This is a genomic window from Pseudoalteromonas sp. J2K-J979, assembly GCF_058169715.2.
Genome location: NZ_CM200282.1, coordinates 343704 through 361101, shown reverse-complemented (window position 1 = coordinate 361101; position 17398 = coordinate 343704). Strand labels below are relative to the sequence as shown.

The 17398-nt window shown below is 41.9% G+C and carries 15 protein-coding genes; 9 read left to right on the top strand and 6 right to left on the bottom strand.

Features of this window, described 5'->3' with window-relative positions:
- Positions 1–38: 38 nt before the first annotated feature.
- Positions 39–2822 carry an ATP-binding protein gene (locus AC3KVK_RS18065; RefSeq protein WP_490310258.1) on the top strand — a complete coding sequence of 928 codons (2784 nt, stop codon included), beginning with the start codon at positions 39–41 and terminating at the stop codon, positions 2820–2822.
- Between the two features lie 77 nt (positions 2823–2899).
- Here the strand turns inward: AC3KVK_RS18065 and deoD are convergent, their stop codons facing one another.
- Together deoD and AC3KVK_RS18055 are read right to left on the bottom strand one after the other, a co-directional pair.
- Positions 2900–3601: a purine-nucleoside phosphorylase gene (gene deoD, locus AC3KVK_RS18060; protein WP_490310259.1), complete on the bottom strand. Its 702-nt coding sequence runs from the start codon at positions 3599–3601 to the stop codon at positions 2900–2902.
- 13 nt (positions 3602–3614) lie between these two features.
- Positions 3615–4832: a phosphopentomutase gene (locus AC3KVK_RS18055; RefSeq protein WP_490310260.1), complete on the bottom strand. Its 1218-nt coding sequence runs from the start codon at positions 4830–4832 to the stop codon at positions 3615–3617.
- Positions 4833–5146: 314 nt separating this feature from the next.
- Between AC3KVK_RS18055 and udk the strand changes: the two genes are divergently transcribed.
- From udk to AC3KVK_RS18040, 3 genes are read left to right on the top strand one after another with little or no spacing between them, the layout of a single operon-like run.
- Entirely contained in the window at positions 5147–5776 is a 630-nt protein-coding gene (udk, locus tag AC3KVK_RS18050) for a uridine kinase (protein ID WP_490310261.1), read from the top strand.
- A gap of 16 nt (positions 5777–5792) precedes the next feature.
- A complete protein-coding gene (locus tag AC3KVK_RS18045) occupies positions 5793–7016 on the top strand; it encodes a NupC/NupG family nucleoside CNT transporter (RefSeq protein ID WP_490310262.1) in 1224 nt (407 codons plus the stop codon).
- A 24-nt stretch (positions 7017–7040) separates the two neighbouring features.
- On the top strand, positions 7041–7982 hold the full coding sequence (locus AC3KVK_RS18040) for an isopenicillin N synthase family dioxygenase (protein ID WP_490310263.1): 942 nt from the start codon (positions 7041–7043) through the stop codon (positions 7980–7982).
- Positions 7983–8143: 161 nt separating this feature from the next.
- Here AC3KVK_RS18040 and AC3KVK_RS18035 read toward each other — a convergent pair whose 3' ends face one another.
- A complete protein-coding gene (locus AC3KVK_RS18035) occupies positions 8144–8767 on the bottom strand; it encodes a hypothetical protein (protein WP_490310264.1) in 624 nt (207 codons plus the stop codon).
- A 328-nt stretch (positions 8768–9095) separates the two neighbouring features.
- On the opposite strand from AC3KVK_RS18035, the gene AC3KVK_RS18030 reads away from it, so the two are divergent.
- Entirely contained in the window at positions 9096–9836 is a 741-nt protein-coding gene (locus AC3KVK_RS18030; RefSeq protein WP_490310265.1) for an FAD-binding oxidoreductase, read from the top strand.
- 21 nt (positions 9837–9857) lie between these two features.
- On the opposite strand, the gene AC3KVK_RS18025 is transcribed toward AC3KVK_RS18030, so the two are convergent.
- The gene (locus AC3KVK_RS18025) at positions 9858–11063 is read right to left on the bottom strand and encodes an EAL domain-containing response regulator (protein ID WP_490310266.1); all 1206 of its coding nucleotides are present in this window, start codon (positions 11061–11063) and stop codon (positions 9858–9860) included.
- A gap of 198 nt (positions 11064–11261) precedes the next feature.
- Between AC3KVK_RS18025 and AC3KVK_RS18020 the strand changes: the two genes are divergently transcribed.
- The gene (locus tag AC3KVK_RS18020; protein WP_490310267.1) at positions 11262–11495 is read left to right on the top strand and encodes a TIGR02647 family protein; all 234 of its coding nucleotides are present in this window, start codon (positions 11262–11264) and stop codon (positions 11493–11495) included.
- Between the two features lie 30 nt (positions 11496–11525).
- Here AC3KVK_RS18020 and AC3KVK_RS18015 read toward each other — a convergent pair whose 3' ends face one another.
- Both AC3KVK_RS18015 and AC3KVK_RS18010 read right to left on the bottom strand, forming a co-directional pair.
- Positions 11526–11774, bottom strand: coding sequence for a VF530 family protein (locus AC3KVK_RS18015; RefSeq protein WP_490310268.1), 249 nt, complete (start codon positions 11772–11774; stop codon positions 11526–11528).
- 85 nt (positions 11775–11859) lie between these two features.
- A complete protein-coding gene (locus AC3KVK_RS18010; protein WP_490310269.1) occupies positions 11860–12147 on the bottom strand; it encodes a DUF1496 domain-containing protein in 288 nt (95 codons plus the stop codon).
- A gap of 227 nt (positions 12148–12374) precedes the next feature.
- On the opposite strand from AC3KVK_RS18010, the gene AC3KVK_RS18005 reads away from it, so the two are divergent.
- The 3 genes from AC3KVK_RS18005 to AC3KVK_RS17995 all read left to right on the top strand — a co-directional run bounded on the left by AC3KVK_RS18005 (position 12375) and on the right by AC3KVK_RS17995 (position 17348).
- Positions 12375–15692 carry an NPCBM/NEW2 domain-containing protein gene (locus AC3KVK_RS18005; RefSeq protein WP_490310270.1) on the top strand — a complete coding sequence of 1106 codons (3318 nt, stop codon included), beginning with the start codon at positions 12375–12377 and terminating at the stop codon, positions 15690–15692.
- 137 nt (positions 15693–15829) lie between these two features.
- Positions 15830–16279, top strand: coding sequence for a GyrI-like domain-containing protein (locus tag AC3KVK_RS18000; protein WP_490310271.1), 450 nt, complete (start codon positions 15830–15832; stop codon positions 16277–16279).
- 121 nt (positions 16280–16400) lie between these two features.
- Positions 16401–17348: an alpha/beta fold hydrolase gene (locus AC3KVK_RS17995; RefSeq protein ID WP_490310272.1), complete on the top strand. Its 948-nt coding sequence runs from the start codon at positions 16401–16403 to the stop codon at positions 17346–17348.
- The last annotated feature ends 50 nt before the right edge of the window (positions 17349–17398 follow it).

Sequence of the window (17398 nt, the reverse complement as noted above, 5' to 3'; positions counted from 1 at the left end):
AGTATGTGCTGGTGTATTTGTAAGGTGAGTCAGGCTGCGTGTCAGAAACCAAATCAATAATACCCAACCACCTCATTAAAGCCATTATTCTGGGGCTGATAGGTGGAGGGATCAACCTACTGCCATTTTATTTTTTATCAAGTACTGAGTTTCTATTTGGGCAAGCTTTTGCTTTGTATGTCTTGCTTATTTATGGCCCCCGCTATGGCTTTATCACTGGTTTTATCGCCGCTAATTTTTTATGGTTGAAGTGGGATCATGCCTGGCCTGCAATCCCATTTTTAATGGAGATACTCTGGTTAACTTATTTTAGTATTAAACGCCGGCAGCCTTTACTGGGCTGGGGGATTGTCTTTTGGTTGGTCATCGGTTTGCCGATCTTAGCGTTAATAGGATATTGGCTACGCGAAATCCCGCCCTTAGGCTTGTTAACCGCCTTAGTAAAGTACTTATTAAATGCGATTGTATGTTTAGCAATTGCTGATGTTATTGGCTTTTATTCAAAACATTTTTATTCTAATTCTGAATTTAAAACGCCACTCGTACGTTTGTTACGCTATACGGTGAGCGTGTTAGTGGGCTTGTCACTATTAGTGATTACCGTAATTTTAATTAACTATAACCATCAAAATGTAGAAACACATGTCCGTTCGCAATTAAAAGTGAAAGCAAAAGACATTGCGTTAGGTGTTGAACGGTATTTACATGAGCATGTCACAGCAATTAATATCCAAGCACAAGCCGTCGTAAATGGCTTAAATACACAGCAAGCATTAAATAGTTTAATACAATATTATCCTGCTTTTTTAACGAGTTTAGCGACGAATAAAGTAGGGAACGTCACAGCAGCTGCACCTGAGGTTTTTTTAAAGAAGCTTGATGGCCAGCTTCTGAGTGTGGCAGATCGACCTTATTTTATTCAAGCATATAAACATCCAGATACTTATGTATCTTCAGCATTTGAAGGGCGTGGCTTTGGTAATGACCCGATTGTTGCTATTTCAAAAGGCGTTTTTAAAGAAGATGAATTTCAAGGTGTCATAGAAGGGTCGCTAAATCTAGAAGCGTTTGCTGCCTTTAAACCGCAGTTGTTTGATCATAGTGTAGAATTACTGATTATTGATAGCAAAAACCAAGTCGTATACCAATCTAAAAATCTACAACATCAGGTGCTTGATACACTCACAGAAAAAGTGTTAGCTGCATTTTCCAACACCGTAAATAGCCCGATATTTATCGATAATGAAATGAATTCATACTACAGCACCATAGAACACACAGCACATTATAATTGGCAGGTAGTGTTAATGTTAGATAAATCTCATATTGATATTCTAGCTGCGTGGTCATGGTTGAAGGCGATGTTAGTTATGGCATTAGTCACTTCATTAGTGGTTGTGTTTATTATGCGTTTGAGCCGATGGTTGGTCTCACCAATAGAGTCATTGAGTAATCAGATGCATACCTTTGACCCACACCAACGTACACCGCTCGAGAAAAAAACACCGCAAAGTTGGCAAGAAATAGACGCCTTGCATCAACAATTTACACAAATGGCTCAAAGCTTACATATTAGTTTTACAGAGTTAGAAAAATCAAACCATGAAAATGAGCAGCTCAACCACAAGCTAAGTGAATTTAACCATGAATTAGCGATTGAAGTTGAAAAGAAAACCTTTGAACTGATGCAAAGTGTGCAATCAGCTGAGCAAGCAAATAAAGCTAAATCTATTTTCTTAGCGAATATGAGCCATGAGATCCGAACACCGATGAATGGCATTATTGGGATGATCAATATTTTGTTAAAGGACAAACAGTTACCCGAAGATATACAAGAAAAACTAACTTTAACGCATAATTCAGCTCAAGTATTGATGTTGATCCTAAACGATATTTTAGACTTTTCAAAAATTGAAGCAGGGCAGCTTGAATTAGAAAGTAAGCCATTTGATTTAGTTAAAGTGTTTGAAGACTCAGCAAATATGTTTCGCATTTCTTCATTACAAGCAGGGGTGACGTTACAAGTAGAAGGGATGGATTCGTTACCGACCAAAGTAGTGAGTGATTCCGTTCGTTTACGTCAAATTATTACCAATCTATTAACCAATGCAGGAAAATTTACCGCAGAAGGCGAAGTGATCATACGCGCTGCCTATGATAAAGAAGTCTTAACATTCAGTGTCAGTGACACAGGGATCGGTATTGCAGCTGCAAAGCAAAGTCAGTTGTTTAGTGAGTTTAGTCAGGCTGATGTTTCGACCACGCGTGAGTATGGTGGTACAGGACTGGGTCTTGCAATTTGTTTGCGTTTAGCACGACTTTTTGGCGGCGATATTGCGCTAGAAAGCCAAGTAGGAGTAGGGAGCTGTTTCACGGTCACTTTACCAATGAAACAAGCCAAGAACTTACCTGTTAACAGGCTTGAAACAGGAGAATTAAATTTAACAGGCCGGACAATGTTACTTGTTGAAGATAACCCCATCAATCAACTCGTGGCCCGAACTATGTTGGAAGCGGTTGGTGCAAACGTTGACTTAGCTGAAAATGGTGAACAAGCACTTAGGTTACAACAATCAAATGGTTATGAGCTCATCTTAATGGATTGCCAAATGCCGGTGATGGATGGTTATACTACGACTAAAGAGATGCGGCTAAATACTTCAAAATATGGTCATCCCATTATAGTGGCACTCACAGCTAACGCGTTTATAGAAGATCAGCAAGCTTGTTTTGATGTGGGTATGAATGATTTTGTGAGTAAGCCAATAGACGAAGCCGTATTACATAAAGTATTAAAGAAATGGTTAAGTGATAAGAACTAAAACTCGTCAATCAAGCATGAAAAAAGCCGCATCCTGCGGCTTTGGTTACAACTGTTAGAAGGTACAATAATAATTTATTAAATTGATTCTAGGGCAATTTTAACCATTTCATTGAATGTGTTTTGGCGTTCTTCAGCCGGTGTCGCTTCACCGGTAATAACATGATCACTCACGGTGAATAATGCCATCGCTTTTACGCCATATTCAGCTGCTACGCCGTATAAACCTGCTGTTTCCATATCTACCGCTAAGACCCCTAATTTATCTAAATCGGCATAGAAAGTAGAATCAGCTTGATAAAATGTATCGGTCGTAAAAACATTACCCACTTTAACATTAACGCCCAAGTTACGAGCGGCATTCACGCCATTTTCAAGTAAGCCAAAATCAGCAATCGCGGCAAAGTCATAGCCACGAACACGGGAACGGTTTACGTTTGAGTCAGTGCTAGCACCTTGTGCAAAGATCACATCGCGGATCTTAATATCTGAACCGATCCCACCACAGGTACCAATACGGATAAGGTTTTTAACGTTATAGCTGCAAATTAATTCGCGGGCATAAATCGACATCGATGGGATACCCATTCCAGATGCCATGATACTGACGGGTTTTCCTTTATATGTGCCAGTAAAACCGAACATATTACGCACACCTGTGACTTGTTTTGCGTCATCAAGAAAATTTTCGGCGATGTACTTGGCACGTAACGGATCGCCAGGCATTAAAACTGTTTCGGCAAAATCGCCTACAGTTGCGTTGATGTGAGGAGTGCTCATGAAAACTATCCTGTTAATTTGCTTTATTAAGAGATTGAGCGAAACTTTCGCCATATTCCATTGCAGGTAAATCAAACCACTGGGCAAGGGTCTGTCCTATGTCTGCAAAACTGTTCCGTTCACCCAAGTCGATGGGTAACATACCTTTTTGATATGCTAAAACGGGCACATATTCACGAGTATGATCGGTACCTGGCCAGGTAGGATCACAACCATGGTCGGCAGTGATGATTAAAACATCATCCTCGCCTAATAAATTCATCAGTGTTGGTAAGTAAGCATCAAATTGAGCTAATGCTTCGGCGTAACCCACAGCATTGCGGCGATGGCCAAATTTTTCATCAAAATCAACGAGGTTTGTAAACACTATGCTGTTTTTTTCTGCTTGACTAAACACTTCAGTAGTTTTTTCTAGTAGGTTGATTAACCCTGAGGCTTTGTGTTTTTCAGTAATGCCTTGATGTGCATAAATATCTGATATTTTACCTATGCTAATCACTTGGCCACCGGCTTGTTTAAGCTTATCAAGCACGGTTGGGGCAGGAGGAAGCACAGCATAATCACGTCGATTACCCGTTCGAGCAAATTCGTTGGCTGTTTCGCCTAAAAATGGACGAGCAATTACACGGCCTATGTTCATTTCATCGAACAATTGGCGTGCGATTTCACACACTTCGTAAAGCTTATCAAGCCCAAAATGTGTTTCGTGCGCGGCAATTTGAAAGACAGAGTCGGTTGAGGTATAGCAAATAGGCTTGCCGGTACGAATGTGCTCTTCACCTAGTTGTTCTAAAATCGTGGTGCCAGAGGCGTGACAATTCCCTAAAATTCCCGGAATATTGGCACGCTTTACCAGTTCGTTAATAAACTCGTCGGCAAAACAGGGAACGGTTTGTGGGAAATATCCCCAATCAAACAAGACCGGCACCCCTGCCATCTCCCAGTGACCAGACGGGGTATCTTTGCCTGTTGAGAGCTCTTTGGCATAACCAAAAGCGGCAATCGGTGCAGGAGCTGATGCTATTTGACAGACAGTGCCGCTGGCACGCTGACAAGCTTCAATCAAGCCAAGTTTTGCCAAGTTAGGTAGCGCAAGTTTGTGACCAGTTTCACCATGATAAGCGGCAAGCAAATGAGCGAAGGTATTAGCACCTGTATCGCCAAACAAATGCGCGTCAGGAGCAGCACCAATGCCCAAACTGTCCGCCATTAAAATTAATGCTCTTGCCATGCTTATCCTTAAAAGGGAAATTTGCTGTTTGCTTACTGTAAGTAGTTCAGTATAGCTAAAGTTTATTGCTTATCGATTGCAGTCAGAGTCTTGGCACTGACGATAATCATCTACAAAAGAAACTCTTGTCTGAAAGCTTCAATTACATTACTACTTTATGATGTTGTTGATTTTGTCGTACAGGACATTTGTCCTGTTTGTCATGGGGCAAAAACGATAAATTTGCCGCTTTAAAATAGTCAATTGAGATTCTTTTTTTCTTTTTTGGTATTGTTTAGCTACTTTTTGTTAACTTCTCTTAGGTGTGAATACTTGTGACTCGAACTATTATAGCGATTGCTGGTGCATCAGCGTCTGGTAAATCCCTGTTTAGCCAAACAATTTATAATGAGTTAGTTAATGAACTAGAGCCCGGTGCGATTGCAATTATCGAAGAAGACGCTTATTACCGCGATCAGTCTCATTTACCGTTTGCCCATCGTACTCAAACTAATTATGACCACCCAGAAGCATTCGAACACGAATTGATGCTAACCCATTTGAATCAGCTTCGTCAGGGGCAAGCAGTAGAAGTGCCGATTTATGATTATGGTCAACATACGCGCAGTGATAAAACCCGTCGTGTCTCTCCGGCCAAAATTTTAATCGTTGAAGGAATATTATTATTATCAGATCCAAAGCTATGTGATGAATTTAATATTAAGGTGTTTATTGATACACCACTTGATATCTGTTTGATGCGCCGCATGAAACGAGATATGGAAGAACGAGGCAGAAGCTTACAATCTGTCATTGATCAGTATAAATCGACGGTCAGACCGATGTTTTATCAATTTATTGAGCCGTCAAAACATAGCTCAGACCTTGTGGTCACACGTGGTGGCAAAAACCGTGTCGCGATTGACATCATCAAAAGTAAAATAAAACAACTTTTACAACAATAATAATAGGTTTTTATAAATGACTACGTTCATGAGTTTAGTTGGCATTGTATCGTTGCTATTGGTCGCCTTTGCTGCTTCGACTAATCGTAAGGCAATCAGTTTAAGAACTGTGGGTATTGCATTTGCAATGCAGTTTGTAATTGGTGGGTTTGTCTTATTTTTTGAAGCCGGTAAAAATGCGTTGGTTGCCATGTCTGCAGCGGTGTCGTCGGTGATTGGTTATGCCAATGATGGGATTGGTTTTTTGTTTGGTTCGTTAGCCAATCAAGATACGCTAGGGTTTGTATTTGCGATTCAGGTGCTGCCAGTTATTGTGTTTTTCTCGGCGTTGGTCGCAGTACTTTACCATATCGGTATCATGGATTGGATAATCAGAATTTTAGGTGGCGCACTACAAAAATTACTTAAAACGTCACGCACAGAGTCATTATCGGCAACGGCCAATATTTTCGTGGGTCAAACAGAAGCGCCCCTCATCGTGAAACCTTTTATTGCCTCGATGACCAAGTCTGAGCTTTTTGCTGTAATGGTAGGCGGTTTAGCCACGGTGGCAGGCTCAGTGATGGCTGGTTATGTAATCATTGGTGTTGAGTTGAAATACCTGATTGCAGCCAGCTTTATGGCCGCTCCAGGTGGTTTTTTAATGGCAAAAATGATGGTGCCAGAAACTGAAAATCCAAAAGATACGCTAGCGGATATCGATGAGAATGAAGATAAACCTGTTAATGTCATCGATGCAGCGGCATCAGGCGCAGCCAATGGTATGCACTTAGCGCTCAATGTTGGTGCGATGTTACTCGCATTTGTTGCATTAATCGCTTTACTTAACGGATTGTTAGGTGGCATTGGTGGCTGGTTTGATCACCCAACGCTGACATTACAAGAGATTTTAGGTTATGTATTTGCACCAGTAGCATGGTTACTGGGTGTACCGTGGAATGAAGCCATTATTGCAGGGAGCTTCATTGGGCAAAAATTAGTCGTAAATGAGTTTGTCGCTTATTTAGACTTCATTAATTATCGCGATACGTTAAGCGCGCATACACAAGCAATCGTTACGTTTGCACTGTGTGGATTTGCTAACTTATCATCGATAGCAATACTACTAGGCGGACTGGGTGGCATGGCACCTAGTCGTCGCAAGGATATCGCCCGCCTAGGGCTCAGAGCGGTCATGGCAGGGTCTATGGCTAATCTGATGAGTGCCGCCATCGCCGGCTTTTTCCTATCGCTAGGATAAGGTCAGCTATGTTAAGGACATTTAATGACAATTAGAACGATTCCAACATTAGATATATCGCGTTTAAATTCCGATAAAACTAATTTTGTTGCCGAGTTAGGCAAAGGGTACAGTGAGTTTGGCTTTTGTGGCATTGTTGGTCACGGTATCGATACGCAACTGGTCGCTAAAGCATACGAAGCAATTCGTACGTTGTTTGCGTTGCCGCAAGATGTTAAAGAGCAATACAGTGCGATTAATATTGGTGGCGCACGTGGCTACACTGGTTTGGGTATCGAAAAGGCAAAAGATAACCCTCATCCAGATTTAAAAGAGTTTTGGCATGTAGGTCGAGAGCTAGAACAAACGCTGAAAATTGAGGGACTTTATCCCAATGTATGGCCTGTTGAAGTGCCACAGTTTAAAGCGGATGTATATGCTTTATACGAAGCGCTAGATGAATTAGGTCGCCAAGTTTTATCAGCTTTGGCTCTGTATTTAGGCCAAGACGAAGACTATTTTGACGATAAAATTGACCATGGTAATTCGATTTTACGTCCACTTCATTATCCGCCTATTTTAGATGGAGAAACGCCAGCTGTGCGAGCAGGCGCGCATGAAGATATAAACTTTATTACACTGCTTGTCGGTTCTGAGGAGGCTGGTTTGGAAGTCCTCACTCGAGATGGTGAGTATATTCCAGTGACAACAATCCCAGGCACGATTGTTGTGAATATCGGGGATATGCTGCAAAGGTTGACGAATAATGTGCTACCGTCAACAACCCATCGTGTGGTTAATCCACCGGGTGATGCGGCCAAACACAGCCGATTCTCAGTGCCGTTTTTCTTACACCCAAACCCAGAGTTTATGATTGAAACTTTGGCAACGTGTGTGACTGAGGATAATCCTAATCGATATCCACAGCCAATTTCGTCAAATGATTATTTGACTGAACGCTTAATTGAGATTGGTTTAATTAAGTGATCCCGAAAGGGAATGTCTAAGTCTTAAGGGGTTAAGACCGACAAAAAATTTGAACGATACTAGAGCAAAGGGCCTAATTAGGCCCTTTTTTTATCTTTGTTTTTCATAATATATTCAGTGACTCCTAAAAAAGTGAGGCGGGGGAGCATTCACTGCTAAACTTAATTAGGTAAATTTTTTGACAGTTTTTTACTTTTGTTCATTACGCCATCGTAATAATTTCCCATCAACATTTTGTGTTCTTCTTTATATCGACGCAGCTGCGCTTCATATTGCTGGTTGAGTTGATTCGCTTTATCAAAATCATTTTTTAAATGCATTAAATCAGCGGCTTGTTTATTAAATAGGGTGTTTATTTTATGCTGCTGTTCTTCACTAAGCTTGAGCGACTGATGAAGCTGTTGATTGCGTTCATTTAAATCGCGGCAGTGATGATGTAGTACTTTGTGGCTCATTTGTAGCTCTTCGAGCTCATTATTTAATTCAATGTTTTGTTGTTCAAGCTGAGCCTGCTCATGAATGGCCGAGGGTGAAAGATGGGCTTGTTGATTGAGCAGTGTTTCTAATTTGTTGTTGCTTAGCTGCCACTGCTGCTCAACGATATCAATATGCGCTTGTTGCATCTTTTGACGTTTGTTTAGCTGCAAAATATGGTTGTTGAGTGCTTCAATTTGCGTGTTTTTATCATCCAATAGACGCTCAAATGCTGATTCAAGGTGCGGATCCATGCCCATGACTGAATCATGCAGGTGGTTTGCTTCACTACGGTTTAAAGGGGTGTCCATGGTAAATGCGGCTCATTTATAAACAATAACAATACCTTACTTAACTTTTGAAACAATATAATTGATTTAGATCAGGTTTGAGGGTTTTCTAATTCGATACTTGTCAAAGTTTGATCTACTTCAATATTTATAGGAAAAAATTCAAATAAAACGGGAGGTTAAAAATATTTGGTATCAATATTTTGGGTGATTGATGCATGAATAAACGCGCTCACGTTAGATTTTGAGATAACTTACCAACAAATATAATCGCGCACTCACGCCACTAGACAGGCGTAAATACACTATGCTTAAACCTCATAGAATTCAGGATTTTTAAGGAGTGAGGATGGCTGATTGGCAACCTGCAAAGGTCAGCGATGTGACATGGTGGACCAAGACATTATTTAGTCTCACAGTTCAGGCTGATATAGCCCCTTTTAAGGCGGGGCAATTTACAAAATTAGCATTAGATATTGATGGTAAACGGTTTTCTCGGGCATATTCGTATGTTAATGCGCCGCATGATCCGAATTTAGAGTTTTATTTAGTTGATGTTGAACAAGGGAGTTTAAGCCCACAATTATCAAAGCTTAAAAAAGGCGAGACTGTTTGGATCAACTCGCAAGCGAGTGGTTTTTTTACCTTGGATGAAGTCCCCCCGAGTGAACAAATTTGGTTATTAGCCACGGGCACGGCGTTAGGGCCGTTTTTATCTATGTTGCAGTGCACTCAAATATGGCAGCAATATCAGCAAATTTACTTGGTTCATGGGGTGAGAAATGTGCAAGATTTAAGTTATCAGCCTTTAATCTCACAATTACAGCAAGCGCATCCTCAATTAAAGTTTGTTAGTGTAGTGTCTCAAGAAAAAAATAAGACAGGGCTGGAAGGGCGGATCACGCAACGATTAACAGATGGTACGTTAGCGGGTTTTTTCGCCACATCTATGAATAAAGAATGCAGTCAATTTATGGTGTGTGGTAATCCCGATATGGTCAAAGAGGTATGTCAAATATTATCATCCCAAGGTTACTTGCGTAATCGGCGTCAGCAGCCTGGTCACTTTACCGTAGAGCAATATTGGTAATCTGCAATGATCGTGTCTTGCTTAATTAACTGTATGATTGAGCCAGTTTTTATACCAATGAACAATTTCGTTACAGGGTTTTGGCCGACAAATTAAATAACCTTGCAATAAAATAGGCTCGTTAAAATGATTTTGTAGATACTCCAGTTCACAAAATTGCTCAATCCCTTCAGCAACTAAAGTAAACTGTTGTTCTTGTGCAATTTTATTTAGTGACTCCACAATCACTTGAGAAAATTTGTCTGCTTGAATGTTTCTAATTAGGCTGCGGTCAATTTTAATTTCGGTAAATGGCAGAGTTCTAAGTTGTGCTAGGTTGGTGAAACCTGTTCCAAAGTCATCTAAAGACATCGGGTATCCGCGCATTCTCAAACGGTTTAGTGTTTCTAATTGAGTCGTGGTTTTAAGGGCGTATTCTTCGGTGATTTCAATAATAACATGCGATGGGTTTAAACCATGATGTTCACGTAATGCATCGAGTTGGCTTGGGAAGTCTAAATTATCGAGCTGCGTAGGTGACACATTCACCGCTATTTTTAATTGTGAACCAAAACTCTTAGCTAAGTGATGGTAATCTGCCATGGCTTTATCGAAAAGTTGAAATGAAAATGCATCCGTTAAGCTGAATTTTTCAGCGGTTGGAATAAATGATTTTGGTTGTAGCATTAAATGGCTGTGGTCGTTTGTAATTCGGGCAAGTACTTCAACGCTTTCTACTAGGTTAGTTTTACTGCAAATTTTAGGTTGGTAATAGGGAGTGATCTGGTTTTTTTTAATTGCATTGATTAATTCTTGTTCAGTCATTTGCCCTAAATCAAGTGCTTTTTTATCAAGAAATGAATTTAATTTATTTAAAATTAAATTCAGTTTTTGTGCCTCTATAGGCTTAGATATATTGCCGATCAAGTGTGTTTTATTTTCTTTAGCTAGCTCAGAAGCAAGCCCTATCACCTTTTTATCCATTTCAGAAATAATCACCACTCCACCGGTAAAGCCTTGTTGTCCGAGTAATCGAATAAAGGTCATGCCGTCCATATCAGGCATATTGAGATCAGTAAAAACAGCATGGTAATAGTTTAAATCTTGGTTGATTCGTTCAAATGCAGCCTGCGCATCAGTAAAGGTATCGATACTTTGGTAACCAAGCTGTTTAAGGTGTGCTTCTAATACGATTAAGATGGCGGGAGAATCATCAACAAGTGCAAACCGATGTTTTAATCTGTCCATTATAGTGTTCCTTTTTATGTCCCTATCCATAAAAGGTAGCTCTCGCATCTGATATTGCTACTAAAAATGAAAAAAAATCGCGTGATGAATAGGGCAAGGTGAACAAATGCGAGAAAAAGCACTAAACATTGGCTTTTATTTTAAAGTTAAACGGGCTACCTTATAGTTAACAATAAGAAAGGATCAGGTGCTAGTACTATGTTATTTAATGCAAAAATGGTAGATGAGTTAAATTTATTACTGAAATTCCCAGACAATAGCATGATGCAAGGCTTGAAGGTGCACACCGATGCAGAGCCAGCCGTAAAAGAAGCGGCGCAACGTTTATTCGAAAAAGGAATTATAGATCAAGTTGATGGTGGGTATTTAACTGATTTAGGGATTGACTTAATCGAGCATGCGCAGGTGCTTAAATTGGCACTAAGTAAATAATTAAATTAAAAATAACGCCCGACAAGGGCGTTATTTTTTGATGCTCGGCCAAACAAAATCGGATTGACAGGTATCTAAATAGAGTTGTTCAACTGCGGTTCTGGCCCAAGGGGTTTTACGTAAAAACTTCAAACTGGATTTCACACTGGGATCATTTCTAAAGCAGTTAATGTTGACGTTCTTAGCCATTTCAGCCCAGCCTAGTTGTTGCTCTAAGGTGGTAACGATTTTTTCTAATGTGATGCCGTGTAATTGATTATTTGCTTGTGGGTTACTCATAACGCTGTACGGTTGAAAAAAGACCGTAAGATTATACCAGAGCATGCCGAATAAATGAATTGTGCTGGCTTTGCCCTGATCTTGTTTACTGGATGGTAATTTTTTTTGATTGTTTAGTGGGGTAAATGATTTGCCCTTGCTCGTTAATCATTCGCCACGCAAGGCGACCATTACTTTCAAATTGGTTTCGTGCTGTACAAATAACGCGGGTCGTTTCCATCATAATAATCGCTCCCTCACTAAAACGTTTATCTTGATACCAACAGACAGGCTCGATAGCAGCGGGTGAAATAATGACGGTGTCTTTTTGAATGGGCGCACCATTAACCGCAAACAGAATAAAGAATAACACCAATGTGAAACATACTTTCATCAAACACCTCTGTACTGAAGATCACAGCCATGAGAATCACTTTAGCATAATGGTCTGATCACCTACTTATTAATCGCAATCTTTTGACTCAGACCAAAACTCTGTGCAGTATTGGTTCGTTCCAATTAAATGATTGCATAATCAGTGCTTTGGTGTGCCAGCAAGTGTGTTTGTGTAGTCAAAATAACTAAAAAATAAAGCAGCATTAAAAGCTGATTAGGTCGAACATGAAACACTTTCTAACAAAAGCCATTGTGTTGGCACTTTCGAGCATTGCCATCTGTCCTGATGTGATAGCGAAACCGCTGGGTGCAATTCACACTTTAACTGAGCAAGCAAATCAACTCGATATCGTCACGCAAGATAATGAAAAAATAAACATTTCATTTTTACGAGACGATATATTTCGTATTTGGGCCGGAAGCAGTGCCTTAATTGACGCAGAAAATAAAGCGGCCAGTATTGTGCCCAAAAGTGATTTCGGTCAAGTTGCGATTAACGTCACTGAGCAATCAGATTACACCTTAGTGCAAACTAAGGCCTTGTCGTTACGAGTGTATCAGCAACCGCTGCGTTTTGAGCTGTACCGTGCAGACAATGCCACAGTGGTTTGGCAAGAAGTAAAACCAATAGAGCTGACCGAAAAATCAAGTTATCAAACCCTCACTACTCATAAAAATGAGTATTTCATGGGGGGCGGTCAGCAAAATGGCGCTTTCGAGTTTAAAGGTGAGATCCTCGATATTTCTTATTCGGGTGGCTGGGAGGAAGGCGACAGACCCAGCCCCGCACCTTTTTACATGAGCAGTGAAGGCTATGGTGTTTTACGCAATACTTGGAGCAACGGCCAATATGATTTTCGCTCAGATGAATACCTAACTGCCGAGCATCAAGAAAACCGCTTTGATGCCTACTATTTTGTTGGTGATAATATTGCCGATGTATTAGACGCTTACACCGATGTATCGGGTAAAGCGCCACTTATTCCGCGTTGGGCGTTTGAATACGGCGATGCCGATTGTTACAACGATGGTGATAACGTGAAAAAGCCCGGGACAGTTCCTGATGGCTGGAGCGATGGCCCAACTGGTACGACCCCAGATGTAATTGAGTCGGTTGCCAAAAAATACCGCGAACACGACATGCCAGGTGGTTGGATTTTACCCAATGATGGCTATGGCTGCGGATATACCAATTTACCCGAGGTGATCGAGGGATTAAACGAACTTGGCTTTAAAACCGGCCTGTGGACTGAAGATGGCGTCGATAAAATCGCGTGGGAAGTGGGCGAGGCGGGCAGCCGCGCACAAAAACTCGATGTTGCTTGGACAGGCGCAGGCTATCAGTTTGCACTGGACGCGAATCAAAGTGCAGCGCAAGGGATTTTAGATAACTCAGACTCACGGCCGTTTTTATGGACAGTGATGGGTTGGGCGGGTATTCAACGCTATGCGGTAACATGGACAGGCGATCAATCAGGCAGTTGGGATTATATTCGTTGGCATGTTTCGACTTTAATCGGCTCTGGCTTGTCGGGACAAGTGTATGCAACAGGCGATGTCGACGGTATTTTTGGCGGCAGTCCAGAAACCTACATGCGTGACTTACAATGGAAAGCCTTTACACCGGTATTAATGGGGATGTCAGGCTGGTCAAAAGCGGCGCGTAAACATCCGTGGTGGTTTGACGAGCCATATCGTTCAATTAACCGCAAATACCTCAAGCTAAAAATGCGCTTAACCCCGTATATGTACACCTTAGCGCATCAGGCCGAACAAACCGCAGCGCCCATTGTGCGTGGTTTAATGTGGGATCACCCCAATGATCAATATGCATTTACTGAGCAATATAAAAATCAGTTTTTCTTAGGCGAAAGCTTACTAGTTGCGCCAGTGTTTCGTTCGCAAGCGGGCAGCAATGGCTGGCGTGAAGACATCTATTTACCGCAAGGGCAATGGATTGATTATTGGGATGGCACAGTCACAGACGCCCCTAAAGAAGGCCGAGAAATTGATTACCCAGTCACACTCGATAAACTGCCGCTGTTAGTTAAAGCGGGCGCCATTTTACCTATGTACCCAGAAGCTTTATATGATGGGCACGTGGCAAAAGATACCTTAACACTCGATATTTACCCATTTGGCGAGTCCTCGTTCGAAATCTATGAAGACGATGGTCAAACCCGCCAGTATCAACAGGGTGCGTTTAGTAAGCAGCTGATTAAAGTCGACGCACCTCAAAATAAAGCGGGTGATATCACGGTCAACATTGGCGCTGTTAAAGGCCAATATCAAGGTATGGAGACTGAGCGGGTCTATCAGTTACAACTACATACCCGTGTCTTGCCAGACAACGTCGAATTAGACGGCAAGCCTCTAACACAGGTTTCTACACAAACGGCCTTTGAGCAAGGTCAAAATGTCTGGTTTTACGATGCCAACACTCAATTTGGTGTCGTGCATGTTAAAACACAAAAAGTAGCGGTTAATCAGCAGTATAACGTGACACTTCGCGTGAACGATGGGCTAACACTCGCAGCAACACCTGCTTATCCAGCGATGCCCGATTACGGCAATGCGATTTCGGCCGATAGTTTACTGATTTTAAATCGCCCCCTTGAAGAGCCGGGTCACCCGATGGAAAATGCCTTTGATAACAACCCAGATACTTGGTTTAGAACCATCCGCGACCAAAGTTTAAAAACAGGGCCGCATGAGTTTGTACTCGCCCTAGGCGAGCGCCGAATGATTGAAGGCTTTGAGATTGCACCACGGAATGACAAACACTGGAAATACTCACAAGTCAAAGATTACGAAGTGTACTTAAGTGATGTCAACGGCCAATGGGGGGAACCAGTTGCAACAGGCAGTTTAGCCCGTGTACAAGAAAGCCAAAAAGTCACCTTTGATGCCAAACCGGGCAGCTTACTACGCTTTAGAATTGTCAGCACCCACGACCAAGGTAGCTTTGTCACCGCAAATAAAGACGATAAACCGACAGGTGAAGCCTTTAACGCGTTTATTCCAATGCAAGTGACACCCATTGCAATCGGCGAATTTAAATTACTCGAGCAACCACAACCAAAGCGTAATAAACAACGGGTGTATTTATCGGCGGCTGCATGGGATAACGCAACCACCGGAAGCAAAAAAGGCGTGCAAAAAGACAAAGCCTGGCACCCAAATAATACCAGTGCCATGAAAATGAATGGCCTTGGTTTTAACAAAGGGCTCGGGGTTGATGGCCACAGCCAAATTGATTATACCTTGTCGGGTCATTGGCACACCTTTAGAGCTGACGTGGGCATTGATGACAGCTGCGAAGCAGGAGCAAAAGTGAATTTTCAGGTTTATGTAGATAACAAGCTGCTGTTTGATAGTGGCGTAATTACGCCGCCTGCAGTGGTGAAACCAGAGCTTGATATTCGCGGTGTGAAACAGCTAAGCCTGCGCACGTACAGCCAAGCACCAACCCCACACGTTGCTTGTGCCAACTGGGCCAATGCACAAGTGATTGGCTTTGAAGGTGATAAAGTTGGGCAATAAACTCATCATTTAACTGTAGATAAGCCCTTGCTCAATAGAGAGCAAGGGAATTCTATTGATGGTCATTGAGGCAGACAGCACATAGAGTGCGCGTAATTTTTTACCTAAAAATAAGGTATATCGAGGATAAAACTAAAATGGAAATACGATTTGTTGAAGAAAAAACCATTAATGGACTCAGCACACGAACAAACAATGCGACAGAGATGAACCCACAAACGGGAAAAATCGCTGAACTATGGCAAAGGTTCGATCGCACCGTGCCTGTTGATTATCAACAGGGTGAGCGTGTCTATGGCGTGTATTTTCAGTATGAATCTGATTACAACGGTGACTTTACCGTACTAGCAGGGTTTGATGGGGCTGAGTTGCCAAGCGGAGCTCAACTGGAGTCAATCACGATCAGTGAAGGGAATTATCTGGTCTTTAAGCGCCAAGGAAGCATGCCACAGATAGCTATAGAAGCATGGACGGAGGCCTGGAATTATTTCAGCGACCAAAACGTCGCGCATCACCGACTTTATACGACCGATTTTGAATTCTACCCTAATGGCAATGAAATTGAAGTTCACATCGCCATTAAATGAACAACTGATGATGTAGCAAACAATCAGCGCCCGCCCAAAAAGTGGGCCAGTGCATTGTGTCAGCTGAGCGTTGCGATACAATCGCCAATTTAACACAGACAAATAAGTAAGGATGCGTGCGATGGATTGGTTACTGATAGTGGTTGGCTTGCTCATTCTGGTGTGCGTGCTGATGTATGTGATCACACCAATATCCACCTTGTATCATTTTTTACTGAATATTGAGCGTAGCATTGCGCGTTTATACTTAGCGCGTTTACAGGTTGATGAATTCAGCATTGAGTACCTTCGGGGTGGCTCGGGCGAACCATTGTTGCTGCTACATGGTTTTGGTGCAGATAAAGATCATTGGAACCGAATTGCAGGCTACTTAGGCGACCACTTTGACGTGATTGCGGTAGACTTACCGGGTTTTGGCAACAGTAGCCATGAGATCCAACACGATTACGATGTACACAGCCAAGTTAGGCGGCTTAAAAAAATAGTCGATGCACTTGAATTAACGGAGTTTCATCTTGCTGGCAGCTCAATGGGGGGCTACATTGCTGGCAACTTTGCCGCGAAATACCCGAATAGCATTAAAAACCTTTGGTTGATCAGCCCATTAGGGGTTGAACATTCAGATAACAGTGAAATGTTTAACGCAATAAAAGCAGGCCAGCACCCTGTTGTATTACCCCGCACACAATTTGAATTTAAGGCACTTTATGCCCATTTATTTGTAAAAGCACCATTTGTACCTAATGCGGTACTCAGTCACCTTGGCGCAATGGCCAAGCAACGACTTGTGCTTAACAGCAGAATATTTTCGCAAATCCATTCGGTTAATCATGGCGAGCCACAGTTCAATAACCCGCTCGATTGCGTTTTACAGCACTACAACGGCAACGTGTTCATTACCTGGGGCGATCAGGATCGTATTTTACATGTTTCGGGCGCCCACGGACTCAAACAGGTTTTGCCACATGCGCATATCGACATACTTAACAATGTTGGCCACTTACCTATGTTGGAGCAACCATTAAGAACCGCGCAACCTTTTATTTCGTTTTGTGAAGGGGAAAAATAAGGCTATTGCTAACCACTATAAAGCTTTGAAAATGTACTGTTTACGCTGGT